Here is a 25,383-nt window from a genome sequence, read left to right as displayed (position 1 = left end):
TTTTTTAAAATATGGGGATACTATGAATATTGAAATTAGAGAAATTAATGATAATGAAAATGAGATTCGTCTTGTTCAGGACTTTTTATATGACCAAATCATGAAAGAATATGGTATTGGTCCGAATCCTAAGTTTCATTATGATATCGATGGAATTGGAGAGTATTATATTTTACCTGAAAGAAATAACTTTTTTATAGCCTGGGATGGGGATAAAATAGTTGCAACAGGTGCTGTAAGGGCATATGATAAGGATTATGAAATGTTTAAGGGCATTTATTCCAAAGAAAATACTGCAAGCATATGGAGACTGATGGTCGATGAAACGTATAGAAGACATGGTCTTGCACGAAATATTGTAAGCAGAATGGAAGATTTTGCAAGGTCTCAATCGTATGATAAAATGTATCTGCATACACATAGATATCTTGATGCAGCTTTGTCATTCTGGAAATCTTTAGGTTATGAAATAACTGTTGAAGAAGATGATTATGACGAAACCAGCCATATGGTAAAAAATTTGTAATTATCATTTTATAGATATATTTTTTTATATTGAAGTTAAAATTATTATTAATGAAAAGAACAGCACTAAAAATTGGATATATAGGAACTAATTTTCATGGTTTTCAAAGACAGCCTGATTTAAGGACTGTTGAAGAGGAACTGATTTATCATTTGCGTAAATTGGGCTATATTGATGATTTAAAAAAGTCCAGATTCAGAATTGCTGGAAGAACCGATGCGGGTGTCCATAGTTTGGGTAATGTTATCAGTTTCCAGTCTGAAAAGGAAGTTCAGGTAAATGAAATCAACAACAGCCTGCCTGATGATATCCAAATTCTTGCAAAAGCTCCTGTTCGCTATGCATTCAAGCCAAGATATGCTCAGATGAGACAATACAGATATCTGTTGTTTCAGGATCTTGACATGGATAAGCTAAATGAAGTTGCTGAAGTATTTAAGGGAACTCATAACTTCACTAATTTTACAAAAAGATATCAGAAGACCACCACAAGAACAATTGATGACATTAAAATCTCTAAAGTGGGATTGGATGACTATCACAAAAGGGAGTTTCCTAATCTGCATGATACATTATCTCCAATATTCGTTGATATTTACGGAGAATCCTTTTTATGGAATATGGTCAGAAAGATGATGCGAGTTTTTATTGACGTTGCAAATGATAAGATGACTCTGGATGATGTTCGTGAACTGTTGAACCCTCCTGAAAATTCACCAAGAGCAAGCATTAAGGTAACGGAACCGGATTATTTGATTTTAATGGATATTCAGTATGACGGTATTAAATTTAAATATGATGATTATGCCTGTGAGAGGTTTAAGAGAAATTTAGTTGATTCTTTGGATAATTTGCAGAAAAAATATGCAATTAGAGAATCGATGATATTCAGTTTGAATGATTTATTGGATTAACTTGTTTTTTATAGACTATAGAGTATACTATGATAGTTTTTTATTTTTCTATTTTCTTTCGAGTATACTAGGGTAGTTTTCTATTTTTTTAAATTTATCATAGTATACTAGAAATATTTATATCATATTAACAGTATAAAGTAAAATAAAAACTTTATAATTTGGGTTGTTAATATGGCTAAAAATTTAATCAAACGAATGGATTATTTAAAATATTTTGATGAATATGTAGATTCAGATTTTATCAAAGTTTTTACCGGAATTAGACGTTGCGGTAAAACAAGTATACTTTATAGCATTATTGATGAGCTAAAAAACAAGGGAATTAATGATGATAATATTATTTTCATCTCCTTTGAAGACCCAGATTATTATTTGGTTGAAAATTTTAAAGATTTGGATAAACTTGTATATGAAAAGGTAAAAGACATCTCTGGAAAGATTTACCTATTTTTTGATGAAATTCAGGAAGTTGACAAGTGGGAAAAAAGTATCAATGGTTATAGAGTTAAGTTGGATTGTGATATCTATATAACTGGTTCAAATTCAAAATTATTGTCTAATGAGTTATCAACTTTGATATCTGGACGATATCTTGAAATAAAAGTTTATCCATTTTCATTTAAAGAATTACTGCAATATAAAAAACAAATCGAAAAAATTGATTTATCCGAAGCTGATGAACGTAAATTATTTAATAATTATTATATAAACTATGGGGGTATGCCCAGTATTTTAGCATTCAACACCGATGAGTTTAGAAAATCTGCTTTGAGGGATATTTTCAACACCATAATTCTAAATGATGTTGTTAATAGATTTAGCATTAAAAAAATCGATTTGTTTAATCGTTTTGTTAGGTATATGATGAATACTGTAGGTCAGACATTCTCATCAAACAGTATTAAAAATTATTTAAAGGATAAAAATATTCATACAACACAGGATACTCTGTTAAAATACAATGAGTTTCTTCAACAATCCTTTTTCTTGATAAAATGTAGGCGTCAAGACTTAATAGGTAAGAAATTACTGAAGTTTCAAGAAAAATATTATGCAATGGATCATGGTTTTCATCATGCAATTGTTGAAAGTAATCAAAAGAGAATTCCTCGAGTACTGGAAAACATAGTCTTTGTCGAACTTTTAAGAAGAGGATATGAAGTCGATGTTGGCATAATCAATAAAAAAGAAATAGATTTTGTTTGTCAAAAAGTTGATAAACGAATATATATTCAAGTTTCTTATCTGATGGAACGTGAAGATACAATTAATAGAGAATTTGGTCCATTATTAAGTATTCCAGATAAATATGATGCTTATGTTTTAAGTATGGATGATGAGGATATGTCTCGTGATGGTATAAAACATATGAATATTATAGATTTCTTAAAAGGTAATGAAATCTAAGGTGAAATTGGAACAATATTGTTTTCGGAATTGAATTCTTTAATGTATTCCAGAGAATCCTCCAAATAATCCTCATCTATCAGAGTGCTTGCATATAATACTGAAACGGTGTATTTTTTTCCATCCAGTTCAATCAGTTCAACAGCTCCCATATCGCTTGCCTGATGATTGGAAAAGAAATATATGTTTTCTTCTGTACTTGACCAGAATCCGTATAGTGATGAGTTTTCAAAATTATGGCTGCTTTCATTATATTCTGAGATTATGAATCTTGGATTATCGTATGCTTTTGGCATGAAAAAGTATCCGTCGGCTTTTTTCTCAGAAAAATCACTCGGAATTTCCAAATCATTGATGTTCTGTGATGCAAAAGCAAAATTAGTCGCAAAAATCAGAATTATTAAAATCAGTGAAATATTTTTAATCATAATTATCACTTTAAAAAAATAAGAAGTTGTATGAATTGATCATACAACTATAAACCGAAGAACAGGTAGATTAAAAATACAATAACAAGAACCCAGATTCCCCAGCTCATTTCTTTCCATTTGCCGGTAGCAATTGTAGCAACAGCGTAGGTTACGAATCCCCATGCAATACCTAATGAGATTGAATAGGTTAAAAGCATCATTATTATTGTCATGAAGACAGGTGCCACAACAACTATATTATCCCAGTCAACATCTTTAAGTTGAACAATCATTAAGATACCAACAATAACTAATGCAGCTGCAGTTACTGGTGAAGTAAATAATGATAAAACTAAAGGTGCGAAGAATATGGATAAAATGAATAATATACCGGTTACAATAGCAGTCAAACCAGTTCTTCCGCCTAAACCGATACCTGTTGCACTTTCTACATAAGCTGTTACGGTACTTGTACCGATCATGGAACCGATGATTCCACCTACAGCGTCACTTAAGAATGCTTTTTCGATGTTTTGTGCTTTTCCATCTTCATCGATGAAGCCGCATTGTCTGCCTAAGGAAATTAAAGTTCCTGTAGTATCGAAGAAAGTAACAAAGACTAATGAGAACACCATCATTATTAAGTTAGGAATGTTTGAGAACAGCTGTCCGAATCCGGATGCAAATCCGAAGAATAATGATGTATCAATGTTTGTGGATATTACTTCTGCAGGTAGTGAAGGCATTAGCATGTCTCCAGTGCCGTATCCGAATGCGGTAAATATTAAACCTAAGATAGCGGTTATGACTAAACCTAAAAATACTGCTGCAGGCACTTTTCTGACAAATAATATTAAAGTGATTAAAACACCTATTAATGCGAGTAATGCTGGTGCTGCAGTAAGTGATCCCATAGCAATTAATGTTGATGGGTCATCAACGATTATTCCTGCTCCTTTAAGTCCGATAAATGCAAGGAACATACCGATACCTGCACCGATAGCTAATTTCAAGTCAACAGGGATGATATTTAAGATAGCTTCCCTTAATCCTGATATTGTGATTAATAAAAAGATTATGCTTGAAATGAATACTGCTGCAAGAGCTGCTTCCCATGTATTTCCCATAGTTAAGATAATTGTATATGTAAATAGTGCGTTAAGTCCCATTCCCGGAGCAAGACCAACAGGGTACTTGGAAACAAGACCCATTATGATACAAGCGATACCGGATGCAAGTGCTGTTGCGAAAAAGACTCCTGTTGCAGGCATTCCACCGTCAGCCAACATTGTAGGGTTTACACCTAAAATGTATGCCATGGCTAGAAAAGTAGTAATCCCTGCGATTATTTCTGTTTTAAAATCTGTACCATTTTCCTTAAAATTAAAAAAATTGTCTAACATATAATCCTCTCATCAAAACTTAAAATTTTGATATTAATATTTATATGTCAATTATATTAAAAAAGTTATCTTTTGAAGTGCAAAGTATTTCACATTGTAATTACACAAATAGTTATAAATGATTAATAAGATATTTAATTATGAGGTATAATAATGGGAAAAATTTATAGTGTTTTTGATAAATATTGCATCATTGATATAATTGTCGGGTTCATTGCCGGTTTTTATATGGCTGTTCACCATAATGATTCCCAGTTATGGGTTATGGGAACTATTTTTGTAATTATTTTTGCCTTTATCATAACACTGATACCGATTGGTGTTGCAGTTTATTCCAAAGTCAAAGACTCAGAGGAGATTTCTATAGCGCAGCTCGTTGAAGCATATCTTCTTAACCTGGCTATGACTGCAGTATGTTTCGGATTCGGATTTGTAGGCGGATCATTATATATTGGTAATTATATTCCGGATAACGGATTATTATTCTAATAACTTTTTTTTGATATGATGTTAATTCGTAAATTCGATAAATCAGATTTAAATCAGATGATTAAAATATGGAATGATATTGTAAGCGAAGGCAATGCATTTCCTCAGGAAGATATTTTAAATTTGGAAAGCGGATTTGAGTTTTTTAGTTATCAGAGCTTTACTGGAGTCGCCGTCATTGACGGTCAGATTGTTGGGCTTTATATATTGCATCCCAATAATGTCGGGCGCTGTTCACATATCGCAAATGCGAGCTATGCGGTTGATGCAGGTGTACGTGGAAAGCATATTGGCAAAAGTCTTGTTTTGGATTCTATTGAAAGGGCTCGTGAATTAAATTTTAAGATACTTCAGTTCAATGCTGTTGTTGAAAGCAACGCTTCTGCAAGGCACTTATATGAAAGTTTAGGATTTAAACAGTTGGGAACGATACCTAACGGATTTAGGCTGAAGGATGGGACATATGAAAATATCTGTCCGTATTTCATTGAATTGTGAGGGAGAATATGGGTTTATATGATGACTTTTCAAATATTGCTGTTGGGGAAGAAAAGGTATCTCCACAGGCTATTCTGGAGGTATTGAAGGATTATTCCGGTACGATTTCCGTTTTTGATTTAATGGCGGTCAATGCAGAAATGATTGAGGAAAGCAAATACGTTCAGGAAAATTATAAGGATAAAAGCCATGCAGTATATGCCAAATATTTTTTAGGACGCATCCGTGAGATACGCAATGATGACAATTATTATGATAATGATGTCAATAAGGAGGAATTCATTGATGCAGTGGCCACATTGAAGACATATCATGAAAATGAATCCATCACCTCTAAAACAAAGTTTCCTCTGATTTATGCAATCGTATCATTGTACACTACTTTTGTTTTGGAGGAACCAATCCATCCTGTAGGCACTCCATTTCCCGGTTCATTAAAAGTGGAAGAAAAAGACGGCGTCTTTTACTGTCCGGTTAAAGAGGCAAATCTCGAATCTCCAAATGCAGTCTGTAAAATGTGCATTGCAGAACAGTTGGATTTTTAATATCTTAAAATATTTATTCTATTACTTAAAAAATATTTAATAATGAATATAAAAAATTACTTCACGGACTACAGAAAATGCATGCTTGTTTTTATTGCATTCATATTTGTATTTATTTTTGTAATGTTTACGCCCGAAAACTTTGCAGATTCCCAAAATGAAGTAATGTTTATATTATTGGTGACTGTTTTAGGGCTTTTTTCAATATATGTTTCATATAAAAATAAGCTGAAACTGCACAATGTTGCGCTGGTGCTGATAATTGTTTTCGGTTTATTGATGATATTTTTCACACCACCAATGAGTTTTCCGGATGAATCCGCTCATTTTACAAGAGCTGAACTGATAACGGAAGGACAGCTGTATCCTGAAATCACGGACAAGGGAATCTATGTTGACAGCTATTATTTCGGTCTGCAGCAGTCATATTACGGAACCACAATCCTTGATAACGGCAGCTATAATGACCCGATAACTGACCATAAAGGATATTGGGAGTGGACAACATCATCTCCATTCTATTCATATCTTCTTTCCGCATTGGGAATATTGATTGCAAAAATGTTGAATCTGACTACAATATGGGCTTTATACCTGTCCAGAATTGCCAATCTGCTATTTTATGGGGTAGTTGCTTATTTTATGATTAAGATTATTCCGAAGTATAAGCTTCATCTGCTTGTTTTCTCAACGATACCCTTATGCATATCACAGGCGTCTTTTTCAAGCTATGATGCATTCATACTGACTTTTACACTGGTTATCTTAACCTATTTCATCAAGATGTATCTGGGTGAGGTTAATGGAAAGAATCTGGCTATATTTTTCATTTCCGTATTGCTGATTAGTCTGATAAAGCAGCCTTACATAATACTTGCATTTCTGGTGTTCGTTCTTCCTTTTGAAGATGAAAAACTTAAAAAGATAAGTATTGTGGCTATAATTGCAATGGTTGTATTGGCGGTATTGAGCGTGGGGTCACTGTTTTCATCATTATTTACAACAACGGCCATTCAGACGTATAACACGTCATCCACGACTAATGTGTCATTTGTTGGCCAGACCAGATTCATATTCTCCAATCCTTTGATAATATTCACATTAATCAAGGACATGGTGGTTTCAATTCCTGATTTGTTCCTGCTGAAAGCCAATTTTTTCCATTATACCGGATATAAAGGAATAAAACTGATTAACTTCATGTATGTAATATTTTATTTGGTATTTTCACTATTCTATAAAATAGACATCGAATTAAGAAAAAAAGAAAGAATTATTTTAGCGCTGATATTTTTAATAACGTATGTCGGAATTAATATTATTTTCTACCTGACATGGAGTCCGCTGGGAAGCAGCACTATTTTAGGTGTCCAATCAAGATATTTCCTTCCGATAATAGCTTTACTGCCTTTAATAATCAATACAAAAATTAAAGAAATAGAAATTGATGAAATCTACATTTTCACATTTATTATAATATGCCTGACAGGTTTGTTTTTACTTCCTATCACTCATTTCTATTAGGTTAACACCTAACTCATAGGCTTTTTCTGTTATCTTTGAAAAATGAGTTTCATGTCTTTCTTTCATAAATTCTTCATCAAAGACGCCTAAATGGTATTTTTCATAGTTTTTGACAAATAATGTCTGTGTGGTGTATAATGTCTCGCAGTGCCCGAAAAATTCTTTCATCAGGTTTTCATATTTTTTAAATATCAATGTCTCATATTTATTCTCTTCATGTAATTCAGAAGGCATATTCATGGTATAAATCATTGCCGTTCTTTTTGGAGTGCTTAGTGGGGAATCATGATCATCATAATTGAGATATTGGAAAAATAATCTCTCAATAAAGCAACGCATCACGCCGGTCACGTCATGCCAGTAGATTGGAGAGCCTAAAACCAAAACATCTGCTTCATGAACCTTATCCAAAACCTCTTTCAAATCATCCTTTTTATTGCATCTTCCTAAACTTTTCCCGTTCTTGATTTTACATGCCATACATCCTTTGCATCCTTTAAAATCAAGGTTATATAAATAAATCATTTCTGTTTCAGCACCTGCAGATGATGCTCCATCAATCACTTCCTTTAAAAGACTATCTGTGTTCCAGTTCTTACGCGGACTTCCATTGATTGCAATTAATTTCATGTAAATCACTTGTTTTTAGTTAATGAATTCATCATAAATAAATATATTTTTATAATAATTTGTTTTTCAACAAAAATTTTTAATTATTTGAAATATGAAATATTATAGTTAAGTGATATTATGAAGATAGCTGTTGTACTTGGAACGAGGCCGGAAATTATTAAGATGGCCCCAATAATAGATGAAATTGTCAATCGTGATATTGATTTGTGTCTTCTTCACACTGGTCAGCATTATGATAAGGAAATGTCTGATAACTTCTTTAGAGATCTTGAAATTCCTGCTCCGGATTATAACATTCATGTAGGGTCAGGTTCTCATGGTAAACAGACTGGACTGATGATGAAAGGTATTGAAGAAGTATTAATGGATGAAAAACCTGATATCGTTTTAGTTCAGGGAGATACCAATGCTGTTCTTGCAGGAGCACTTGTTGCTTCCAAACTCCACATTGCTGTTGGACATGTTGAAGCCGGACTCAGATCATTTGACATGACAATGCCTGAAGAGGTTAACCGCAGAGCCTGCGATGTGACATCCACAATGTATTTTATCCCAACAGAAGAATCAGCTATAAATCTTTTGGCTGAGGGATTTTCAAGAAAAAACCTGTTCATTACAGGAAACACTGTTGTCGATGCATGTTTCAGACATTTGGAAATAGCTAAAAAAAGAGGATTTGAAGAAGAATCTCTTGCTAACTTAGACATTGACAATATGGACAATATCTTAACATTAACAATGCACAGGGCCGAAAATGTTGATGATAAAACCCGTGTAACTAACATCATCGAAGCTTTAAAAGAGCTTAACCAGATGAATATTATCTTCCCGATACATCCGAGAACCAAAAACACATTACAGAACTTTGGCCTCTTTGATGAGCTCAATGACTTGGATCACGTTCATATCATTAAGCCTTTAGGCTATCTGGATTTCTTGCAGCTGACTGCTAAATCAACCTTGATTTTAACTGATTCCGGAGGTCTTCAGGAAGAAGCGATTACCCTGGATGTTCCTGCATTGACATTAAGATACAATACTGAAAGGCCGGAAACCGTAACTGCAGGGGGAAACATACTTGTCGGTTCAGATAAGGATGTAATTTTGGAAAATGCAAACAAAATATTGAATGATGATGAATTCGCTGAAAAAATGAGAAATGCACCAAACCCTTATGGACAGGGAAACTCTGCAGAACAGACTGTCGATGCAATCCAGGATTACTATGATAAAGGACTTCTCAACATTGAAGCTCCGGAAGACATCATGACGTCATTTGAAAGAAAAATGGCATTAATTGATGAGGATATAACAGTCAAAGACTTTGAAGACAAAAACAATGCATTAATTCATATGGTGTTTGATGGAGAAAAAATGCGCTTCCCTGCAGATGATTTAAACTTAAACGAGATGTGTGTTACTTATGATGTCTACGAATGATTCAATTTTGTTATTTGAATATTTCACTGCTTCCGGTGAAAAGGATAAATGCATAATTTCAGAAGCGGAAGCAATGCTGTTTGGATTAATTGAAGACTTAAGCGATTACAATCTTGATGTTGTTTTGAATGAATCCTATGGAAGTATTGTGTCTAAATATGATAATGTTAATCCTATATTGATTGAAACTGACATTATTTCCTGGTTAAAGGATAACGCCTGCAATTTTGATAAGGCTATTTTCATTGCAGCGGAAAATAACAATAATTTATATAATATCACTAAAATTTTAGAGGAAAATAATGTCTTCATTTACACTTCATCAAGCGAAGCGTGCCTCATTTCGTCCGATAAATCATTAACATATGAAAGTATTTCAAATGATGTTCCCCAACCAAGAACTTTCCGCTTTAAAATAGACTCAAAAGGATACTGGAAAAGGGCTATCACAAACCTGCATGAAAAATGGCAGGCAGAAGATCCGTTGACTCCACTCAAGTTAATAATAAAGCCATTAATCGGTGTGGACTGTGAAGATATTGTCATAATCGAAGACATTAATGATTTAAGCTATGATTTGGAAGAGATATTTCCACCGGAATCCAGAATAATAGTTCAGGAATTCATTGAAGGAAGTGATGTCAGCGTCAGTCTGATTTGTCATAACGGCAAAGCAACTCCAATCAGCCTAAACAAACAGTTCGTTGAACTTAAAAATGATAAGGGAACATATATTGGTGGAAAACTTCCTTTTAAAAGTGAATATAAGCGAGATGCATTTGAAATTGCTAAAAAAGCATGTGAATCTGTTGAAGGCTTAAACGGTTTTGTAGGTGTTGATTTGATAATCAGTTCCGATGAAAAGGATATACATCCTGTTTATTTGCTTGAAGTTAACTCAAGATTCACGACTCCTTATGTGGGACTTAGGAAAATAGCTAATTTCAACATAGCAAAAACGATTATTGAAGGAAACATTGAAGAAATTGATGTTTCTCTTGACGGTGAAGTGGAATTTAAAAAACAGGGAAACAATCTGGATATTAGGAGAATTTAAATGAAAATTGCAGGTTTTGACATAGGTGGAGCAAATACCGATTTGGCGGTAATTGATTTTGAAGACGGTGAAATTAAAAATATTGAAGTTGACTTTGCATACCTTCCTATGTGGAGTAATAACGATGACTTGTCACGGGTTCTGGTTGAATTGATTGAAAACATCTGCCAGGTATCTGAAATCGATGCTATGGGAATATCAATGACCGCCGAGCTTGTCGACGCTTATGACACCAAAAAAGACGGAGTTTTGGATGTTGTTAAAAAATGTGAGGACACTTTTTCATGCCCGATAGCATATGTCGGTATTGATGGAATGATGTCTAAAAGCGAAATAGAAGAGACTCCTTTAAAGGCAGCTGCGGCAAATTGGATAGCTACAGCCCAAATTGCAACATTGATTTCTGACAATTGCATTTTCATTGATACCGGAAGTACAACAACAGACATTATTCCTATTAAAGATGGAAAGGAATGTGCTATCGGCAAATCAGACTTTGACAGATCAGCAACAGGTGAACTGGTATATACAGGAACATTGAGAACCAATCTGGCCAGCTTTTTGGATAAGGTTGAGCTAAACGGTAAAGAGTATCGCGTGGCCAGCGAACTGTTCGCACAGACAGCTGATGTTTACACAGTTCTTGACTTGATTTCACAAGATGATTATGTCTGCGACACTTTCGACGGAGAGTCCAAATCCAAGACAGATTGCGCCAAACGTATTGCACGTGTCGTCTGCGCTGATTTGGAAATGTTATCAGAAGAAGATATTGTTGAGATGTCTGAATTCATTCATCAAAAACAAATCGAACAGATTGCAGATAGCCTGAAACAGGTTCATGAAACCCAGAACCTTGATTTGATTGTAACAACAGGTTTAGGAAAAGACATTCTGGATAAACCTGCAGCTGAACTTTTGGGTTTGGAAGTTAAGTCTATGGGTGATATTCTGACTGATGAGGAATGTGTTGTAGCGCCTGCTGTCGGAACAGCTGTAATGATGGAAAAATACCTGGATTAATATGTCAAAATTCACTTATTATACTGATGGCGCAGCCACTATGATTCACAAAAACGGCAAATATCTTCGTGAAGCTGGTGGTTGGGCTTTCGTTTTGCTGATTGATGGCAAAAAAAGCTTAAATCAATCAGGAGGATGTCCCCTAACAACAAACAATGAAATGGAGCTATATGCAATATATGCTTCCATGAAGGATTTTCTGTCAAAAGCAAATGCCGAAGATGTCATTGAAATATGCTCAGATTCATCTTACTGCATTGATATATTTACTAAATGGGGTATCAATTGGCAGAAAAACGGGTGGAAAAGAAAAGGAAACAAGCCAATTGAAAACCTTGAAATCATCAAAGCAATCTGGAAATTAATGTCTGAAATTAAAAATAAGTCATGCATTCTCAATTTCATTAAAGTCAAAGGCCATTCATCAGACAGATTCAATAATATGGCAGATGAACTTGCAGTTTCTGCTAAAAGTGAAGCTTTCAAGTCTCAAAAAACAGTAGGATATAGCGGTAAAGATGATGATTTGTTAGGTGGAAAATCCGGGCATGCCTAATACCACACGTCTTTTATTCCAAGCAGATATGCTCCGGTATTGGCTATCAAATGAATTATCATTGTTAATATAATAGCTATCACTATAAATTCTAATGTAAAATTAACGACTAATGAAGCAAATAGCAGTGCAACCACTAAAAAATCAATCTGATCAAGTATTGGTGCTGGTTTTCCACGTCCGATTCCCAGTCTTCTTTTTATGAAACTGCCTGCAGCATCACCGACCAGTGCTCCGAAGGCAAGTAAAAATCCGATTAAGACACCGTTTAAAACACCAACAGCAATAGGAGTAACGATATATTCTCCGTATAATGTTAATAAGTCAGGTCCGAAGTATCCCTGTATTGCACCAACTAATGTTCCTAAAAGAGTTCCTCCAATCAGACCTCTCCATGTTACACCGTCTCCAATCCATCTGTTCCCGTTTGAATCGCTTTTCCCGAAATCAACAGGAATACCGCCGCCGAATATTAATCCGCCACTGTTGGATATATATGCTGGAAGCAGGAAGTACAGGATTGTGACACACATTATAGCTAGCATCGAAAAGTCAAGATTCATTTAATTTTTGCTCCATTTTAATTTCTTATTAATATAGTCTATAATCATTAAAGTATATATATTTTAAATAACTTTAAATATTAAATTAACTATAATAATTATATTATGTTTTTGTTTGTACTAATGTAGTATGTTAGTAAGGTGATTTTTTGAAAATAAAAGATACAAAAAGTTTATGTCCAGAGTGCGGTAAACCTCTCGATGCGGAAGTCTATGATGAAGAGGGAAAAGTTTTCATTAAGAAAACCTGCGACGAGCATGGGGAGTTTATCAATACTTATTGGAGTGATGATGAAATTTATAATAGAGTAAATAATTATGAACCGTCAATTACTTCAGTAGAAAATCCTTGCGTGGATGGCGTTGCTGCCTGTCCATCTAACTGTGGACTTTGTTCCAAGCATGAAACATCTACTGTATTAGGATTAATTGATGTAACCAATAGGTGTAATTTAAGATGTCCGGTTTGTTTTGCAAACGCAGCAGCCTCAGGACGCTTATTCGAACCTACTCAAGATGAAATAAGGCAAATGCTTAAAAACTTAAGAAACTTGAAACCTAATCCAACTCCAGCTATTCAATATGCAGGTGGAGAGCCTACTGTAAGAAAAGACATTGTAGAATTAGTTAAAATGGCTAAGGAAGAAGGTTTCACCCATGTTCAAATTGCTACAAACGGTTTAAAGTTAGCAATGAAAGAGAATCTGGCTCAAGAATTGAAGGATGCCGGTTTAAACACAGTCTATCTTGCATTTGACGGTGTCACTCCGGAACCATATATCAACAATAGAGGAAGAGATTTGCTCAAATATAAATTGGATGCAATTGAAAACTGTAGAAAAGCTGATTTGGGTGTTGTATTGGTTCCTACATTAATCAAAGGAGTTAATGACCACCAAGTCGGAGAAATAATCAAGTTTGCATTTGACCATAATGAAAATATTTATGGAGTCAACTTCCAGCCGGTTTCATTTGCAGGAAGAACACCTGCCGATCAGGTGGAAGACCAGAGAATTACCATTCCGGATTTTGTCAAAATCATTGAAGAGCAGACTGACGGTGAAGTTAAAACCTCTGATTTCTATCCTCCATCTTCAGTTGAACCTATCGCTAATTTTATCGGTGCACTTGATGGTGAAAAGCCAAGTGTTACCCTTAACTGCCACCAGCATTGTGGTATAGCTACTTACGTATTCAGGGACAAAACTGAAGGGCCTGGAAAAGACAAGTTAATTCCAATTACCAGATTCATTGATGTTGACGGATTATTTGAAAAATTAACCGAATTGACAGACAGATTGAATGAAGGCGGTTTTGGAATCAGAAAAAGAGTCATTGCCAGCGCAACCAAAGCTCTTCCTAAATTGGTTGACACTAATGAGACTCCTGAAAATTTGGATATTAAGAAAATTTTGCTCAACGTATTTACTAAAAGATCATATGATGCATTAGGTGACTTTTCAAAAGATTCAATGCTTATTTCATGCATGCACTTCATGGATCCATTTAATTTCGATGAAGACAGGGTTAAAAAATGTGTTATTCATTATGCAACCCCGGACGGCAGAATCATCCCGTTCTGTACATACAATTCAATGTATCGTGAAGGCGTTGAAGAGGAATTCTCAACTGCATTAAAAAAATCTAAAGAATAATTCATTTCTTAGAGGTTAACTTTATGTACATCAAATCACCTTCAAGACTCCATTTGGGACTTATTGATATGAACGGTTCATATGGTAGGTTAGATGGAGGAATTGGGCTCACTATAAAAGATCCAAACTTTCTGTTATATGGTGAAAGCGCTGAAAAAGGAATAACAATTGACTTTAATGAAAACTTTAACTTCAATGATACTATAAGAAACGAATGCATAAAGAAAATCACCTCTGCAGCCCAAAAGGTCATTGATTATTATGATGTGGATGAAGGATTTTATTTCAGGGTTGACAGGGCATATCTTCCCCATTCAGGTTTGGGGTCAGGAACTCAGATAGCCTTATCCACAGGAAAACTTATCACTGAACATATCGGTCAGGAATCCAATGGTATTTCATTAGGAAAAATCACCGGCCGTGGAGGAACATCCGGTATCGGCGTATTTGCCTTTGACCATGGAGGTTTTATTGTTGATGGTGGGCACAGCAGAAAAGAAAAATCCTCTTTTTTACCTTCTTCTGCTTCAAAAGCCAGTCCTCCTCAGCTATTTGGCCGTTATGAATTCCCTGAAGAATGGGGTGTATTATTAGTTATATTAAAGTCTGATGTCAGTGTAAACGGACAGAAAGAAGTCAATATTTTCCAGGAGTATTGTCCGATTGACAAAAAGGAAGTGGAACTTTATTCTCATTTGATATTTATGAATATGATTCCGTTTTTATTGGAAAAAGATTTACCTTGCTTTGGAAACATAATAAACAAGATACAAACAATTGGATTTAAAAACATTGAAGTTAAACTACAATCAGATAACATTAAAAAATTAATGGCTAAACTAACTGAAATAGGAGCATATGCTGTGGGAATGAGTTCTTTCGGACCGACTGTTTATTCATTCTATGATGAAACCAACAAACATATAGTTGATGAAATTAAAGATTATGTTGGCGATGATGGGATAGTTATCACAACCAAAGCTCAAAATCATGGCCATATTCTTAAAAAATAGTGATTATTATGGATATTATTTCTGGAAAAACTTGGACTTTCGGTGAAAATATAGATACTGATGTTATAATTCCCGGCAGATACTTAAGAACATTCAATCCTCAGGATTTGGCGGACCATGTTCTTGAAGGGGAAAGGCCGGATTTCACCAAAAATGTTCAAAAAGGTGATGTTATAGTTGCAGGTGACAATTTCGGATGCGGGTCTTCCCGTGAACAGGCACCTGTCGCCATTAAAACTGCGGGAGTAAGTGCAATCATAGCTAAGTCATTTGCAAGAATTTTCTATAGGAATTCAATTAACATAGGTTTGCCTGTTATTGTAAGTGATATTGAAGCTAAAGATGGAGATATTATTAAAATTGACTTATCTGAAGGACGTTTAGTCAATGAAACTTCAGGAGAAGAGGCAAGTTTCGAACCATTCAAAGAATTCATGTTAAACATTTTGGAAGATGGTGGTTTGGTAAATCATTATCTCAAAGAATAATTTTTTAGGGGTCTAGAAAAATTTCCCTTCTGAGAACTTCTGAAAATCGGTTTTTGAATTAATTCTCAAATATGTGATTATGCCTGCTAATAGTACAACTATTGAGGTGTATTTTGACATTGAATCTAATGTATATCTGTTTAATTGTTTAAATCCCAATCCTTCTTTGAGTAATTTGAAGAAATCTTCAATGAATCCTCGATGATATTTAATTTTCTTTCTTTCATCTATTTTTTCTAAAAATTCAGTTATTAATTTATAATATGCTTTTTTAACTTTTTTTAAGTTGGATTTTGCATGGAATAAATGTAGTGGATAGTTTAACATGCTTTTAAGCTTTTCTTTGTTGAATTTGGATCTTGTTAAAATTAATGGAATTATGTGATATTTCTGCAATGCAATTTTATAGTTTTCATAGGCGTAATAACCTCTATCCATCAAAATATAGTCTCCTCTACGTATAATTCTTTTTCTTTGCAATACTGGAAGTATTTTACTAACCATGGTAGTGTCATTTGGTGAACCTCTATCTATCATAAAGTAAACTGGCATTTTAGTCCTGTAATCCAGGACTAATGTGATTTTGTAGCCTATATAAAACCCAATTGATGTTCCCCAAGCCCATGCATAATCTTTTTCTTCCAATGATTCTTTAGAAATTTTTTTACCACTAAAATTAATATTTAAGTCTCCAGGAGTAGCATCAATAATAAAAATTCTTCTACCACGACGATAATCATTTCTAAGATTATTCAAAATACTATTAACAGTATTTTCCAATTGTTCTGGATTTAATCTAGATAATCTATCATAAATTTCCTGTGCTTCCAAAACAATATCAAAATTCAAACCTTCTCTGAGTTCAGATTTACATTTCAACTCATCAACAACAAAAGAAATACTACATTCAAAATAAGCAGCAACAATAACAGTTTTAAACAAAGAAATAACTTTATTTAATGGTTTAAGACCATTTCTAGCCATTATTTGTTTAGATTCACGAGAACCAATAATATTAAATATTTCATTCAATAATATATAATTAGAGTCAGTTTCATCAAAATTAAGTCCATGCATCATTGTTTCACCAATATAATGTATGTATGAACTAATATTTATATATTACGATGATATTGACTCTAATTTTTAATAAAAATAAACATCCTTTTGTACTATCAAAAGGCAATCAAAATTTATATGAAAAATTAAAAAAATAAGCTCAAATCATTGAGTTCAATAGGGTCAAAAATTCAGACCCCTAAATTTTTTTTAAGGAGGCATAATATGGAATGTCCAATTTGCGGTTCTGATGAAATTGAAATATTAAATTCAAAACAGAAGGAATCAAAAAAGAAATTCATGGAAGAATATCTTTTAAAATGTTTTGACTGTGGTCACGTTTTTAAGGATGTTGTTTCCGCTCAAAAACCTAAAGATTATAGACTTATCATATCAGAACAGAACAAATCACATAAAACTTCAATTGAATTGTCACCAAGCGATGAACTTAAAGTAGGTGATGTTTTACTGTCCGATTTAGGTCAGGTTGAAGTCACAAGCATTGAAGTGAATGATACAAGAGTAAACAAGGCACTGCTTGAAAATGTTGAAACAATCTGGGCAACATCAGTTGAAATTCCAGCCCGTATCGGATTTTCAGTTGACTTGCATGGAAAAGTTGATTCATACAAGCTGGATTTGGAAAGGGACTTTGAAATCGCTCCGGGCGATGTAGTAAAGATTGAAAATCATATTGTTAAAGTTCATGTAATCAAAACCAACGAAAGAAAGCTCACTTCAGGATTTGCTAAAGCTGGAGTAATAAAAAGAGTCTATTCAAAACCTGTTAAATTCAATAATTATGATTATGATTTAACTAAAAACATTTTCAAAAAAACATAAACTTGTGAGACTTATTTTATGAAAGTATATATTGAATCATATGGATGCACATTTAACAAGGCAGATGGCCAGATAATGGCTGGTGTTTTAAATGAAAATAACATTGATTTGGTTGATAATATCGATGAGGCGGATGTTATTATCGTAAACACATGTTATGTTAAATTGCCGACTGAAAACAAGGTCGTATATAAAATCCAGCAGCTTCAGGAAAAATTCCCTGAGAAGAAAATTATTGTCGGAGGATGTATGGTGGAAATAGATCCTGAAAAGCTAGATAAGATTGGGCCTAATTGCAGCTGGATCGGACCTCATCAGTTAAATAAAACAGCTGATGTTGTAGAACAGACTTACTGTGGTGAAATTGTACGTGAATACGGTTTGTCTAAAGAAAGCAAGGTCGGTGTTGCAAAAGTAACTGACGATAGTCTAATCCATATCATTCAAATTTGTGAAGGCTGTTTGGGAGCCTGCACATTTTGCTGTACTCGTTTTGCCCGTGGTCCTTTAAACAGCTATCCTATTGCTGATATCGTTGAGGAAGCAAGGCAGGCTATTGAAAATGGTGCATGTGAAATTCAGCTCACAGCACAGGACACTGCAGCTTTCGGCCGGGACACTGGTGAAAAACTGTCTGATTTAATTAAAGAAGTGGCCAATCTGGAAGGAGATTTTCGTGTCCGTGTTGGAATGATGCATCCTAAAAACATTTTAAGTGATGTTGATGATATAATCGATGCGATTAAATTACCTAAGGTATATGATTTCATTCATTTGCCGATACAAAGTGGTAGTGATAAGGTACTCAAAGAGATGAGACGTGGACATAACGTAGATCAGTATCTTGAAATAGTAAATAAATTCAAAAGTGAAATTCCTGGTTTGACTTTGGCAACAGATATCATTGTAGGTTATCCGACTGAAACCGATGATGATTTTTCAAAAACTGTTGAACTGCTTGAAAATGTGGGACCGAGTCTTATTCATTTATCAAAATATCAGCACAGGAAAGGTGCTATCTCATCATCACTTGAAGAAATTCCCCGCCAAGTCATGAAAGAACGTTCAAAATTTTTATCCGAAATTAAGAGCGAAATAACTCAGTCTGAAAACCAAGAACTATTGAATTCCTATCAGAATGCGCTGGTTGTTGAAGTAGGTTCTAAAGGAGGATTTATAGCCAAAACAGATTCATATATTCCAGTTATTGTTGATGATGTTAATTTGGGTGAGTTTATTCGTGTAAAAATAACTGATGCTACGGCAACTTATCTAAAGGGGATTGTAGAATAGTTTGTTTTTTAGTTTTTTCTAAATTCTTTTTTTCTATATTTTTATATAATTTTTGTCTTTAAAGATTAATTTTTTATAGTAATATTTTTGTAAATTTAAAACTATTTGTTAATAGCTTTATGGTTAATATATAAGTGAAAATTAGGGCTTTTTATCAAAACATTTATATATTATGTTGTACTATCTTTTAATTGGAGGTGAAATAATGAGTGAATTACCAATCGCACCAGTAGGTCGTATCTTAAAAAATGCTGGAGCTCAAAGAATTAGTGATGAAGCTAAAATTGCATTAGCTGAAGCATTAGAAGAAAAAGGTGACGAAATCGCTAAAAAAGCAGTTAATTTCGCACGCCACGCTGGTAGAAAAACTGTAAAAGCTGAAGATATCAAATTAGCTATCAAATAGGCTTTTTACTCGTTATATAAAATCTATTGGCCATTTTCTTGGTCAATTATTTTTATTTTTTTAGGTTCTGCTTATTGCAAAGTTTTATATATTACTTTCAATAAATTATATTATGTTGTGCAGGACCGGTGGTCTAGGGGTATGATTCCTCTTTGACGTGGAGGAGATCACGAGTTCGAATCTCGTTCGGTCCATGTGCCATGGTAGTTCAGATGGGAGAACGCTAGACTGAAGATCTAGATGTCGCTGGTTCAAGTCCGGCCCATGGCATTACTAATTTTCTTATTTTTCATAACTTATTTTAAAATCAGATTATTTTTTAAAAAATATATGGTGACGGTTTTTTTCCAACTTATCTGCCTAGAGTTATTGGTTTTGGTTTGATTTGTGTGTTTTCTCTTAGTTCTTTGTATTTGGAAACGATTTCATAAGCATTATTTGATGCGACAATGTCTGCACCTGCAGTTAATACCTGATGGGTTAATTTCCAAATGTCAATACCATCATAGACTTCTATTTTTGTTTTAGGAGCATATTTCAGGAAAATATTGATGTCATTTACTATTTCATAAATGTGGTTTGGTGTTACAAATCCTGTTGATGTCTTGATATAGTCAACGCCTGCATTTTCAAGCCTTATGACAATATTTGCCTTCTGTTCATCCTCGAGGATTTTGCTTTCAATAATCATCTTTAATGTTATATCTCCGATTGCTTCTTTCAATGATCTGGTTTCCTCTTCTATCAAATCATATTTTTCGCTTGCAACATGATTTAAGTTGATTACAGCGTTGATTTCGTCTGCTCCATTTTCAATCAATGAAGTAGCTTCAGCAATTTTGGATTCTGTATTTTCACATCCTAATGGAAATCCAACAACACTACCCACTTTCGTATCGCAATCAGCCAATATTTCACTGGCCAATGGAACGTATGTGGGATTAATTGTGACTGCATTGAAGTTCATTTCCCGAGCCTGCATCAGAAATTCCTTCATTTCAGCTTCACTAATCATGTTATTTAAATTTGTATAATTAATAACACTTGCCAGGTGTTTTGAATTTTTTACTCTGTACATATTACCACTCTATTTATTTATTTGTTAGTTAATATACGAATGAAACTATATATAACTTTTGTCTTGAATTTTTATATTAATTTTTTTGCCATATATGGTCCTTTTCTTTCATATCCGAATTTACGATAGTAATTTCTTGAACCGATACCGCTGATAATGGCAATTTCATCTTTGTCATTGTCAATAGCCAAGTTTTCAGCTTCTCTAAGCAGTCTTTCACCAAAGCCTGTGTGCTGTCCTATTGACGGATTCTTGTCTCCTATCTGAATCATATTTCCGTAAACGTGAAGTTCACGAATAAGAGCTGTCTTATCGGTAATTTCTGGTCTGAATGTATTTTCAGAAGGTATTCTGAATCTTAAAAATCCTGCAATACTTTCTTCATTTATATCCTCAATCGAAATGAAAGTTTCTTCACCACCACATGCATTGTATGATTCCTTGAATAATTTGAAATCTTCCAGCGTGTAATTCCTTGAAGTTTTTTTATGTCCGATTTCACGGCAGCGTATGCACTGGCAATTGATGTTGTGCTCTTCCAGTTTATTGTAGACCAGCTCTCCGAGGTTGGACTTTTGAACGCCCGCTTCAATCAGCGTGGAAGGAATATCCCTTTGGATACGCATTGTCCTGACCCATTTCGGAAGAATTTTTTTGATTTCAACAATGAGCTCAACGGCTTCCTCATCAGTATACGGACTGTAAATTCCCTCTTTCCACATATCGTACAGTTCGCTTCCTTCAGTAACAAGACACGGATAAATCTTGAGCATGTCAGGTTTGAAGTTGTCGTCGCTGAACAGCTGTTTGAACATTTTCAAATCCTCTTTCTGGCCCACGAATAATCCGGGCATCATATGCATGGCCACTTTGATTGCTGAATCTCTTAACAGCTGATTTGATTCAATGACGTCCGCTATCGTATGTCCTCTTTTGACTTTTGTGTATAATTCATCGGATAGTGTCTGAACTCCCAGTTCAACTCTTGTAACTCCGAAATCAAGCATTCTGTTGATATGATCTTTTTTACAATAATCCGGACGTGTCTCAAAAGTCATTCCAACGCATCTGACTTTTGAATTTTCATTTGCAAGCTGAACATCGTCAATGAGAACATAATCGCTTGGAGGATATGTCTTAAGAATGTCTTTTTCAAATTCTCTGATTAAAGGTTTGTCTATTTCAAATTCGGCATTGTTTTCAAGAATCAGTCCGAAATCGGTCATTGCCTTAAGGCACTGTGATACAAACCATTCCTGATAACATAAGTCTCTTGAAGGAAATGTTCCGCCCATGATAATCAGTTCAACCTTGTCTATAGGATGACCTATCTTTTTAAGCTGGGACAGTCTATTGAAACATTGAACATAAGGATGATACTCAAACATTCTTCCCCTCAATGCCGCTGGCTCTTCACCAGTATAGCTTGGAGGGGCTATGTCGCTTTCAGGACAGTACAGACATCGTCCATGAGGACATTTGTGGGGATGGCACATCACTGCAACTATGGCAACGCCGGATTTGGTTCTTGTCGGCTTTTTCTTCAGGGTATCTGAAACAAGCTCCTTTTCCTCTTCTGTTGCATATTCAAGAATGTCTGCGTTGCTCATAAATCTTGATAATTTCAGTTCACGGCAAAGCTGCCTTTTTTTAACTTCCAAATCACGTCGAGTGGATATTCTACCTTCAATAATATCATTGATAATAATTCGACATGCATTTTTCATTTATTGTTCACCTATATTTATTATATAATAGTTAATTTTATATATGCGTGATGTTATTAATATTTATTATAATTAAATTTTTTGAGGCGATAAAATGCGTGCAAAACAATTATTCGGTATTACCGTATTAGATAAAAAAGTAAAAGCTGTAGGTAAAGTTGACGATGTAGAAATCGATGTTGAAACCGGTAAAGTTACCACTCTCATTATCTCATTACAAAAAGGTATCTTATCCAACGATTCCATCGAAGTTGACTTCGACAGCATTGAAACCATTGGTGACTACATTCTCTTAAACACTGAAATTGAAGAAGAAGTAGAAGAAGAAGCTGAAGAAGCTGAACAAGTTACCATCGAAGTAGAAGAAGAATAGATTCAGGAGTAATATCATGGCATTCGATGCTCGTGATAAGGAAATTTCAACCGATGATTATGTCCGTTACGTTGATACAGGAACTATCGGAAAAGTTCTTGACATCAAGACTGAAGATGAAGTCGGTTGGGTTTTAATTGACAAGACTAATTTATGGTACAAATCCAAATTAGTTGAAGTTTTAGATGAAAAAGATATCAAAGTCAAATTCACTCCAACTGGTCGTGAACTTGATATTGAGGATTTAAAAGAAAAAGCAGCAAATATGGAAAACATGCAAATGGATTCCAATGTTGCAGAAGGTGGAGGATAATCCTCCTCTTCAATAATTCTCTGTAAACTGTTTTATTTTTTTGGATAATGTTTCACCGATACCATCGATTTTTTGCAGCTCTTTTTCGCTGACTGATTTTAAATTATGGCCAAAGATTTCCACAATGTTTCTCGCACGTTTTCTTCCAAGACGCTTAACGCCGACAACAAGAGGAATAATGTCTTCTTTAACGCCATAATACAATCTTGCTGATAGGTAATCGTAATCTTTCAGGTTGGAATAGTCTCCCAATATCTCGGATGTATTTTTGGCGAAACGTATAAGTCTTGAAGCCTCATAAGCGGATCTTCTGGTTGATGCGGAATAAACGCTGTACTTGTTTTCAATTTCAAACTCGTTTCTCTCGTCAATCCATTCAATCAGTGACACTGTTGTGGCTTCGGCATTTCCGATGTCAACTGCAAAAAGGCCAACTTCAGACATTTTGTCACGCACAGGATCCTTGCTTTTTCTTCCTTTAAATGATATTAAAGGCAGGTCTGGAGTCTGAGCTAATGCATAGATAAATTCCGGAATATTGAAAGTGTCTGATGTTGAAATATATTCCTTGATTTTAACTGCGGTCTCTACGGCATAATTTGATTTTGCTATAAGATTACCGAAGTCAGTTGTTTTAAGTCCTTCCGGAGTCGCCCTTATTATTCCGTTTTGGATTAGGAATTGCAAATCCTGTTCAATTTCCCATTTCAGGCTGTCCGCTGCAAACAGTGACATTGACGGGTTGTTGCTCATCTGATAACCGTATAATGTTTTTCCAAAGAAATCAACCAGCTCATCCAAATCTCTGGATAGTGTTGATGCAATCTGAGCTATAATCTGTTTTAGAATAGCGTCCTTGTTGTCAATCAGTTTGGAATTGGTAAGTTCGATTTCTCCATTAATGTAATAGTCCTGCAGGTTAATGGCTTCATCCGAAGTCTTGGCGACAAGATAGGAATAGCCCACATCGTCATATTGAGGCCTTCCTGCACGACCGGACATCTGCTCATAATCAAAAACAGGTATTGGCTGAGGTCCGTTGCTTGTCCAGCGGGTTGTGTCTCTTATTGCCACGGATTTTGAAGGTAGATTAACTCCATACATTAAACTTGGAGTTGCACTAATCATCAGTATGTTTCCTTTTCTGAATTCATCTTCAATAATCTCCTTTTGCTCATTGAAAAGGCCTGCATGGTGAAATGCAACACCCTTTTCCGCAGCTTCGGCCAGTTTCACACAGGTTGTTGTCGGAAGTGACCCTTTCTTTTTGGGAACTTCAAGCAACTGGTTTGCAACTTCCTTAAATCTCTTTTTCTGTTCTTTTGAAAGCTTCTTGTTAATCTTTTTAGCGACATATGTGGCCAGACTTTCAGTAAATCGTCTGGTTGAAACAAATGACAGTGCCTGTGAATTGTCCTGCATTGCTTTTTCAACAATTTTAACGATAACATCATTTTTGTTTTTGGTATTGAACATTTCAGCGTCCAGAACCTCTTTGTTCAGTGGCACCGGCCTGTAATCGTGTTCCACACATTTTCCTTCAAGCCATCCTTCAATCTCTTCAATGTTTCTCAGCGTAGCGGAAAGGGCTATTATTCTCATTGAGGGATTGATTATTTTGGCTCTTGTGATTGCCGCTTCAAGTGTTGGTCCTCTGCTGTACTCACCAATCATGTGAAACTCGTCAATAATCAGTGTGTCCACGTCACGAAGAGTGTCCCATGAAAAACGTGTTAGGGCATCAAATGACTCAAAGACCATCACTGACAAATCGGAGCTTGACGGGTGTTTTCCAACGCTGATTCCATGCTCTTCAAAAGCTTTGAATTCCTGCACTTTCTCATTCTGAATGGATAGTAACGGTGCGGCATAAACTGCTTTTCCTCCGTTTAAAATGGTTTTTAAAGCAGGCAATACTCCTAAAACTGTTTTACCGCTTGCTGTTGGAATACAAATTATATAATTTGATTTGTCATCAAGATATCCGGATTCAATGACGGCTTTCTGTGCCGGGTTGAACTCTTCTATGTATGGGTAAGCACTGTTAATTATTTTTTTAATATCTTCAGGTAAATTTTCCATTTTAATCAATTAAATATTGTTTTTTTATATATTAATATATTATGAGAGAGCATTTGACCAGT

General features: G+C 34.7%; 27 protein-coding genes and 2 tRNA genes. 21 read left to right on the top strand and 8 right to left on the bottom strand.

Annotated features, from left to right (window positions below; genetic code table 11):
* Positions 1-22: 22 nt before the first annotated feature.
* The 3 genes from IJQ68_RS04540 to IJQ68_RS04530 all read left to right on the top strand — a co-directional run bounded on the left by IJQ68_RS04540 (position 23) and on the right by IJQ68_RS04530 (position 2,850).
* On the top strand, positions 23-526 hold the full coding sequence (locus tag IJQ68_RS04540) for a GNAT family N-acetyltransferase (protein WP_292797531.1): 504 nt from the start codon (positions 23-25) through the stop codon (positions 524-526).
* 50 nt (positions 527-576) lie between these two features.
* Complete coding sequence (truA, locus tag IJQ68_RS04535) at positions 577-1,440, top strand: tRNA pseudouridine(38-40) synthase TruA (protein WP_292797528.1); 864 nt, start codon at positions 577-579, stop codon at positions 1,438-1,440.
* Positions 1,441-1,614: 174 nt separating this feature from the next.
* Entirely contained in the window at positions 1,615-2,850 is a 1,236-nt protein-coding gene (locus IJQ68_RS04530) for an ATP-binding protein (RefSeq protein WP_292797525.1), read from the top strand.
* Here IJQ68_RS04530 and IJQ68_RS04525 read toward each other — a convergent pair.
* Both IJQ68_RS04525 and IJQ68_RS04520 read right to left on the bottom strand, forming a co-directional pair.
* Entirely contained in the window at positions 2,847-3,278 is a 432-nt protein-coding gene (locus tag IJQ68_RS04525; RefSeq protein WP_292797521.1) for a hypothetical protein, read from the bottom strand. The two genes, IJQ68_RS04530 and IJQ68_RS04525, sit on opposite strands and share 4 nt — an antisense overlap.
* A gap of 47 nt (positions 3,279-3,325) precedes the next feature.
* Positions 3,326-4,663 carry an NCS2 family permease gene (locus IJQ68_RS04520; protein ID WP_292797520.1) on the bottom strand — a complete coding sequence of 446 codons (1,338 nt, stop codon included), beginning with the start codon at positions 4,661-4,663 and terminating at the stop codon, positions 3,326-3,328.
* Positions 4,664-4,816: 153 nt separating this feature from the next.
* On the opposite strand from IJQ68_RS04520, the gene IJQ68_RS04515 reads away from it, so the two are divergent.
* From IJQ68_RS04515 to IJQ68_RS04500, 4 genes are read left to right on the top strand one after another with little or no spacing between them, the layout of a single operon-like run.
* Positions 4,817-5,152 carry a hypothetical protein gene (locus tag IJQ68_RS04515; RefSeq protein ID WP_292797518.1) on the top strand — a complete coding sequence of 112 codons (336 nt, stop codon included), beginning with the start codon at positions 4,817-4,819 and terminating at the stop codon, positions 5,150-5,152.
* An 18-nt stretch (positions 5,153-5,170) separates the two neighbouring features.
* Positions 5,171-5,650, top strand: coding sequence for a GNAT family N-acetyltransferase (locus IJQ68_RS04510; RefSeq protein ID WP_292797515.1), 480 nt, complete (start codon positions 5,171-5,173; stop codon positions 5,648-5,650).
* Between the two features lie 8 nt (positions 5,651-5,658).
* Complete coding sequence (locus tag IJQ68_RS04505; protein WP_292797513.1) at positions 5,659-6,195, top strand: DUF2115 domain-containing protein; 537 nt, start codon at positions 5,659-5,661, stop codon at positions 6,193-6,195.
* A gap of 42 nt (positions 6,196-6,237) precedes the next feature.
* Positions 6,238-7,719 (top strand): DUF2142 domain-containing protein, encoded by a 1,482-nt coding sequence (locus tag IJQ68_RS04500; protein ID WP_292797511.1) that lies wholly within the window; start codon positions 6,238-6,240, stop codon positions 7,717-7,719.
* Here IJQ68_RS04500 and IJQ68_RS04495 read toward each other — a convergent pair.
* Positions 7,693-8,349 (bottom strand): flavodoxin family protein, encoded by a 657-nt coding sequence (locus IJQ68_RS04495; protein ID WP_292797509.1) that lies wholly within the window; start codon positions 8,347-8,349, stop codon positions 7,693-7,695. The genes IJQ68_RS04500 and IJQ68_RS04495 overlap by 27 nt on opposite strands.
* A gap of 120 nt (positions 8,350-8,469) precedes the next feature.
* On the opposite strand from IJQ68_RS04495, the gene wecB reads away from it, so the two are divergent.
* From wecB to IJQ68_RS04475, 4 genes are read left to right on the top strand one after another with little or no spacing between them, the layout of a single operon-like run.
* Positions 8,470-9,792 (top strand): non-hydrolyzing UDP-N-acetylglucosamine 2-epimerase, encoded by a 1,323-nt coding sequence (wecB, locus tag IJQ68_RS04490; RefSeq protein WP_292797506.1) that lies wholly within the window; start codon positions 8,470-8,472, stop codon positions 9,790-9,792.
* The gene (locus tag IJQ68_RS04485) at positions 9,779-10,849 is read left to right on the top strand and encodes an ATP-grasp domain-containing protein (protein WP_292797504.1); all 1,071 of its coding nucleotides are present in this window, start codon (positions 9,779-9,781) and stop codon (positions 10,847-10,849) included. The genes wecB and IJQ68_RS04485 overlap by 14 nt, the downstream gene beginning before the upstream one ends.
* Positions 10,850-11,872 (top strand): hydantoinase/oxoprolinase family protein, encoded by a 1,023-nt coding sequence (locus tag IJQ68_RS04480; protein ID WP_292797501.1) that lies wholly within the window; start codon positions 10,850-10,852, stop codon positions 11,870-11,872.
* Between the two features lies 1 nt (position 11,873).
* Positions 11,874-12,428: a ribonuclease H gene (locus IJQ68_RS04475; RefSeq protein WP_292797499.1), complete on the top strand. Its 555-nt coding sequence runs from the start codon at positions 11,874-11,876 to the stop codon at positions 12,426-12,428.
* Here IJQ68_RS04475 and IJQ68_RS04470 read toward each other — a convergent pair.
* A complete protein-coding gene (locus IJQ68_RS04470; protein WP_292797496.1) occupies positions 12,425-12,991 on the bottom strand; it encodes a CDP-2,3-bis-(O-geranylgeranyl)-sn-glycerol synthase in 567 nt (188 codons plus the stop codon). The two genes, IJQ68_RS04475 and IJQ68_RS04470, sit on opposite strands and share 4 nt — an antisense overlap.
* 149 nt (positions 12,992-13,140) lie before the next feature.
* Between IJQ68_RS04470 and tes the strand changes: the two genes are divergently transcribed.
* The 3 genes from tes to hacB are packed head-to-tail and all read left to right on the top strand — an operon-like array spanning position 13,141 to position 16,147.
* Positions 13,141-14,646, top strand: coding sequence for a tetraether lipid synthase Tes (gene tes / locus IJQ68_RS04465; RefSeq protein ID WP_292797494.1), 1,506 nt, complete (start codon positions 13,141-13,143; stop codon positions 14,644-14,646).
* A 23-nt stretch (positions 14,647-14,669) separates the two neighbouring features.
* Entirely contained in the window at positions 14,670-15,659 is a 990-nt protein-coding gene (locus IJQ68_RS04460) for a beta-ribofuranosylaminobenzene 5'-phosphate synthase (protein ID WP_292797492.1), read from the top strand.
* 8 nt (positions 15,660-15,667) lie between these two features.
* Positions 15,668-16,147 (top strand): homoaconitase small subunit, encoded by a 480-nt coding sequence (hacB, locus tag IJQ68_RS04455; RefSeq protein WP_292797490.1) that lies wholly within the window; start codon positions 15,668-15,670, stop codon positions 16,145-16,147.
* 12 nt (positions 16,148-16,159) lie between these two features.
* On the opposite strand, the gene IJQ68_RS04450 is transcribed toward hacB, so the two are convergent.
* Positions 16,160-17,227 carry a transposase gene (locus tag IJQ68_RS04450; RefSeq protein WP_292797487.1) on the bottom strand — a complete coding sequence of 356 codons (1,068 nt, stop codon included), beginning with the start codon at positions 17,225-17,227 and terminating at the stop codon, positions 16,160-16,162.
* 204 nt (positions 17,228-17,431) lie between these two features.
* On the opposite strand from IJQ68_RS04450, the gene IJQ68_RS04445 reads away from it, so the two are divergent.
* The 5 genes from IJQ68_RS04445 (at position 17,432) to IJQ68_RS04425 (ending at position 20,018) form a co-directional block, all read left to right on the top strand.
* Positions 17,432-18,049 (top strand): HVO_0476 family zinc finger protein, encoded by a 618-nt coding sequence (locus IJQ68_RS04445; protein WP_292797485.1) that lies wholly within the window; start codon positions 17,432-17,434, stop codon positions 18,047-18,049.
* Positions 18,050-18,067: 18 nt separating this feature from the next.
* A complete protein-coding gene (locus IJQ68_RS04440) occupies positions 18,068-19,342 on the top strand; it encodes a tRNA (N(6)-L-threonylcarbamoyladenosine(37)-C(2))-methylthiotransferase (RefSeq protein ID WP_292797483.1) in 1,275 nt (424 codons plus the stop codon).
* A gap of 205 nt (positions 19,343-19,547) precedes the next feature.
* On the top strand, positions 19,548-19,748 hold the full coding sequence (locus IJQ68_RS04435; protein ID WP_292797481.1) for a histone family protein: 201 nt from the start codon (positions 19,548-19,550) through the stop codon (positions 19,746-19,748).
* Positions 19,749-19,870: 122 nt separating this feature from the next.
* Positions 19,871-19,942: transfer RNA gene (locus IJQ68_RS04430), tRNA-Val, on the top strand.
* A 3-nt stretch (positions 19,943-19,945) separates the two neighbouring features.
* Positions 19,946-20,018 (top strand) — tRNA-Phe (locus tag IJQ68_RS04425).
* Positions 20,019-20,100: 82 nt separating this feature from the next.
* Here IJQ68_RS04425 and deoC read toward each other — a convergent pair.
* Positions 20,101-20,826, bottom strand: coding sequence for a deoxyribose-phosphate aldolase (deoC, locus tag IJQ68_RS04420; protein ID WP_292797479.1), 726 nt, complete (start codon positions 20,824-20,826; stop codon positions 20,101-20,103).
* 71 nt (positions 20,827-20,897) lie between these two features.
* Complete coding sequence (locus IJQ68_RS04415; protein WP_292797477.1) at positions 20,898-22,553, bottom strand: tRNA uridine(34) 5-carboxymethylaminomethyl modification radical SAM/GNAT enzyme Elp3; 1,656 nt, start codon at positions 22,551-22,553, stop codon at positions 20,898-20,900.
* Between the two features lie 94 nt (positions 22,554-22,647).
* Between IJQ68_RS04415 and IJQ68_RS04410 the strand changes: the two genes are divergently transcribed.
* Both IJQ68_RS04410 and IJQ68_RS04405 read left to right on the top strand, forming a co-directional pair.
* Positions 22,648-22,926, top strand: coding sequence for a PRC-barrel domain-containing protein (locus IJQ68_RS04410; protein WP_292797474.1), 279 nt, complete (start codon positions 22,648-22,650; stop codon positions 22,924-22,926).
* A 16-nt stretch (positions 22,927-22,942) separates the two neighbouring features.
* Positions 22,943-23,239, top strand: a complete 297-nt coding sequence (locus IJQ68_RS04405) for a DUF2098 domain-containing protein (RefSeq protein ID WP_292797472.1) — start codon at positions 22,943-22,945, stop codon at positions 23,237-23,239.
* A gap of 9 nt (positions 23,240-23,248) precedes the next feature.
* Here IJQ68_RS04405 and IJQ68_RS04400 read toward each other — a convergent pair whose 3' ends face one another.
* Positions 23,249-25,330: a DEAD/DEAH box helicase gene (locus IJQ68_RS04400; protein WP_292797470.1), complete on the bottom strand. Its 2,082-nt coding sequence runs from the start codon at positions 25,328-25,330 to the stop codon at positions 23,249-23,251.
* Between the last annotated feature and the right edge of the window lie 53 nt (positions 25,331-25,383).

The sequence above is a fragment of the Methanobrevibacter sp. genome (assembly GCF_017447225.1).
Lineage (GTDB): Archaea > Methanobacteriota > Methanobacteria > Methanobacteriales > Methanobacteriaceae > Methanocatella.
Note: the sequence above shows the minus strand (reverse complement) of the source record. Positions and strands in the feature narration are given on the sequence as shown.

Excerpts from the sequence above, each read along its gene's own strand:
- IJQ68_RS04540 (WP_292797531.1), top strand. The coding sequence starts at position 23 with ATGAATATTGAAATTAGAGAAATTAATGATAATGAAAATGAGATTCGT.
- truA (WP_292797528.1), top strand. The coding sequence starts at position 577 with ATGAAAAGAACAGCACTAAAAATTGGATATATAGGAACTAATTTTCAT.
- IJQ68_RS04530 (WP_292797525.1), top strand. The coding sequence starts at position 1,615 with ATGGCTAAAAATTTAATCAAACGAATGGATTATTTAAAATATTTTGAT.
- IJQ68_RS04525 (WP_292797521.1), bottom strand. The coding sequence starts at position 3,278 with ATGATTAAAAATATTTCACTGATTTTAATAATTCTGATTTTTGCGACT.
- IJQ68_RS04520 (WP_292797520.1), bottom strand. The coding sequence starts at position 4,663 with ATGTTAGACAATTTTTTTAATTTTAAGGAAAATGGTACAGATTTTAAA.
- IJQ68_RS04515 (WP_292797518.1), top strand. The coding sequence starts at position 4,817 with ATGGGAAAAATTTATAGTGTTTTTGATAAATATTGCATCATTGATATA.
- IJQ68_RS04510 (WP_292797515.1), top strand. The coding sequence starts at position 5,171 with ATGTTAATTCGTAAATTCGATAAATCAGATTTAAATCAGATGATTAAA.
- IJQ68_RS04505 (WP_292797513.1), top strand. The coding sequence starts at position 5,659 with ATGGGTTTATATGATGACTTTTCAAATATTGCTGTTGGGGAAGAAAAG.
- IJQ68_RS04500 (WP_292797511.1), top strand. The coding sequence starts at position 6,238 with ATGAATATAAAAAATTACTTCACGGACTACAGAAAATGCATGCTTGTT.
- IJQ68_RS04495 (WP_292797509.1), bottom strand. The coding sequence starts at position 8,349 with ATGAAATTAATTGCAATCAATGGAAGTCCGCGTAAGAACTGGAACACA.
- wecB (WP_292797506.1), top strand. The coding sequence starts at position 8,470 with ATGAAGATAGCTGTTGTACTTGGAACGAGGCCGGAAATTATTAAGATG.
- IJQ68_RS04485 (WP_292797504.1), top strand. The coding sequence starts at position 9,779 with ATGTCTACGAATGATTCAATTTTGTTATTTGAATATTTCACTGCTTCC.
- IJQ68_RS04480 (WP_292797501.1), top strand. The coding sequence starts at position 10,850 with ATGAAAATTGCAGGTTTTGACATAGGTGGAGCAAATACCGATTTGGCG.
- IJQ68_RS04475 (WP_292797499.1), top strand. The coding sequence starts at position 11,874 with ATGTCAAAATTCACTTATTATACTGATGGCGCAGCCACTATGATTCAC.
- IJQ68_RS04470 (WP_292797496.1), bottom strand. The coding sequence starts at position 12,991 with ATGAATCTTGACTTTTCGATGCTAGCTATAATGTGTGTCACAATCCTG.
- IJQ68_RS04460 (WP_292797492.1), top strand. The coding sequence starts at position 14,670 with ATGTACATCAAATCACCTTCAAGACTCCATTTGGGACTTATTGATATG.
- hacB (WP_292797490.1), top strand. The coding sequence starts at position 15,668 with ATGGATATTATTTCTGGAAAAACTTGGACTTTCGGTGAAAATATAGAT.
- IJQ68_RS04450 (WP_292797487.1), bottom strand. The coding sequence starts at position 17,227 with ATGATGCATGGACTTAATTTTGATGAAACTGACTCTAATTATATATTA.
- IJQ68_RS04445 (WP_292797485.1), top strand. The coding sequence starts at position 17,432 with ATGGAATGTCCAATTTGCGGTTCTGATGAAATTGAAATATTAAATTCA.
- IJQ68_RS04440 (WP_292797483.1), top strand. The coding sequence starts at position 18,068 with ATGAAAGTATATATTGAATCATATGGATGCACATTTAACAAGGCAGAT.
- IJQ68_RS04435 (WP_292797481.1), top strand. The coding sequence starts at position 19,548 with ATGAGTGAATTACCAATCGCACCAGTAGGTCGTATCTTAAAAAATGCT.
- deoC (WP_292797479.1), bottom strand. The coding sequence starts at position 20,826 with ATGTACAGAGTAAAAAATTCAAAACACCTGGCAAGTGTTATTAATTAT.
- IJQ68_RS04415 (WP_292797477.1), bottom strand. The coding sequence starts at position 22,553 with ATGAAAAATGCATGTCGAATTATTATCAATGATATTATTGAAGGTAGA.
- IJQ68_RS04410 (WP_292797474.1), top strand. The coding sequence starts at position 22,648 with ATGCGTGCAAAACAATTATTCGGTATTACCGTATTAGATAAAAAAGTA.
- IJQ68_RS04405 (WP_292797472.1), top strand. The coding sequence starts at position 22,943 with ATGGCATTCGATGCTCGTGATAAGGAAATTTCAACCGATGATTATGTC.